Here is a 613-nt window from a genome sequence, read left to right as displayed (position 1 = left end):
ACCCACACAAACGCACAAAAGCGGCTTCCAACTTCGCTTTGGTATCACTGCTAGACAATATAACGCCATCCTCTATGGCCTTCGTGGCAAAGTTGAATCTATCAAAGAACTGCGCAAAGACCACATTCAAGCAGCTAAAGCACGCATCAAATCTTCCGAAAAAGCGGTCAAAGCGTTGGAGCGCCGACTAGATGCGGATCGCAAAACCGGGGCAGCCACCAAGAACAAGACGGCCTTTAAGTTACATCACAAGAAGCGTCGCCTTGCTACTCAGAAACATCGTCTTGAGAAGCTGTTGGTCGCTGAAAAAGCGAGCAAAGTCTCTCTGTGCTTTGGCACGCGTAAGCTTTTCCATGCTCAGTACCACCTAGAACAAAACGGCTATGAAAACCATTCTGACTGGAAGCGGGATTGGCAGACTTACCGTGATCGACAGTTCACAGTTCTAGGATCCAAAGATGAGACTGCGGGTTGCCAGGGTTGTCAGCTAAAACGCATTAATGACCAGTGGCTACTTCACTTACGCCTCCCTAATTCGGTCATCGAGCAAACGGGGCTCCCCAAGCAAGTTGTTATGCCTATTGCGCTGCCTTTTGGAGAAACGGAGATTGAG

The 613-nt window shown here is 49.1% G+C and carries 1 protein-coding gene; it reads left to right on the top strand.

All coding sequences use genetic code 11. The features are described from left to right. On the top strand, positions 1-613 hold a 613-nt coding region (locus FJM67_RS17635), incomplete at both ends, for a hypothetical protein (protein WP_219846051.1).

It is taken from the genome of Maribrevibacterium harenarium (assembly GCF_006385675.1).
Lineage (GTDB): Bacteria > Pseudomonadota > Gammaproteobacteria > Pseudomonadales > Marinomonadaceae > Marinomonas > Marinomonas harenarium.
The sequence above is the reverse complement of the archived record's forward strand: the minus strand, read 5'-3'. Positions and strand labels throughout refer to the sequence as shown.